Source organism: Elstera litoralis (assembly GCF_000963705.1).
Classification (GTDB): domain Bacteria; phylum Pseudomonadota; class Alphaproteobacteria; order Elsterales; family Elsteraceae; genus Elstera; species Elstera litoralis.
On record NZ_LAJY01000676.1, the window covers coordinates 1 to 1,239 of the forward strand.

Sequence of the window (1,239 nt, forward strand, 5' to 3'; positions counted from 1 at the left end):
TTGCTGGTAGAGAACATAAAAGCCTCCACGGAAATTCATGTTTATGTTCTTGAGACAAGTGCATCTGCGATAAGATTTTACGGAAGCCTGGGTTTTAGTGAGGTTTCTAGAGAAAATATCGAGCTTTCGCCGGGATTAATCGTCAATTCCGTGTTGAGGTCTGCAAAGTTAGATACACTTAGAGCAAATTTAAACTCTACTGGAACCGCGTGACGCTGAGAATCAAAAGAGCCTACGAGTTCGAAAGCCGCGCCAAAATCTCCGCCAACGTAGTTTTATCCAGCTCCCCGATCCGCTCCGCCAGCCGGTTCGCAAGCTCCGTCGCCAACGGGTCGAGCCCGGCGGTGTCGATGGTGACGCGGGGGTGGGAGAGGTCGGCGAGGCGCTGCATGGCTTCGGCATCGTCCCAGATCAGGCCGAAGAAATCGCAAATCTGCCGCACCAACCCGCGCGAGGGGCGGCCCCGGTGGCCGTTCTCTAAGGCCGAGAGATAGGCGGGGCTGATTTCCAAAGCGGCGGCCATCGCGCGCAGGGAGACCTTCTTAGTCGTGCGCAGGGCGCGGCAGCGTTCGCCGAAGGGGGTCATGGGCGCGGGCCTCGTTTCGTCTCGTCCCGGTCGCGCCGGATCAGCAGATAGAAAGCGCCCGACCCGCCGTGCTGGGGTTTGGCGGAGGTGATGCCGAGAATCTTACCGCGCAACGGCGGCTCATTCACCCACAGCGGCAGGGCGCGGCGCAGAATACCGCGCGATTCGGGTTCGGGCCAGGGGCGATGATCCGGCTTCTCCTGGCCCTTGCCGGTAATCACCAGCACGCAGCGCCAGCCCTGCGCCCAGGCCCCCAACAGAAAATCGATCAACCGATCTTGGGCGGCGGCCTGGGTCATGCCGTGCAAATCCAAAACCCCATCGATCTCGCGCTCGCCCTTGGCAAATTTCCGGGCGGTGGCGCGGTCGATGTTATCGAGCTTGCCGACCTTGATCGGCGGCGGGCCTTTGCGCTTTACCGGCGCTGCTTCTGCCGGTTTGACGGGCGCGAGCATCGGGCCGCCGACACTGGCGATGGGCGCTTCCGGGGCTTTCGCGGGCGCAGGTACCGGCTCCACGCGTTTCGGCGCAGGCGCGGGGCGCAGTGGCGTGACCTGCTGGGTGATCTGCTGCCACAGGGTTCGTTCGGCCTCACTCAGCGCGCGCAGGCGACGCGGACGGTGGGGCGGGAGGCTCTTTCTTCGGGGCCATCG

At 62.8% G+C, this 1,239-nt stretch carries 3 protein-coding genes; 1 reads left to right on the forward strand and 2 read right to left on the reverse strand.

The annotated features are described in order from the left end of the window. Positions 1–213 (forward strand): N-acetyltransferase (locus VZ95_RS27555; RefSeq protein ID WP_232302753.1); only part of this gene is annotated, 213 nt, incomplete at its 5' end. Positions 214–232: 19 nt separating this feature from the next. Here VZ95_RS27555 and VZ95_RS18890 read toward each other — a convergent pair. Together VZ95_RS18890 and VZ95_RS18895 are read right to left on the reverse strand one after the other, a co-directional pair. Then, positions 233–586, reverse strand: a complete 354-nt coding sequence (locus VZ95_RS18890) for a helix-turn-helix domain-containing protein (protein WP_045777238.1) — start codon at positions 584–586, stop codon at positions 233–235. Beyond that, the coding region (locus VZ95_RS18895; protein WP_156995419.1) for a Smr/MutS family protein at positions 583–1,239 on the reverse strand (657 nt) is incomplete at its 5' end. The genes VZ95_RS18895 and VZ95_RS18890, both read right to left, overlap by 4 nt.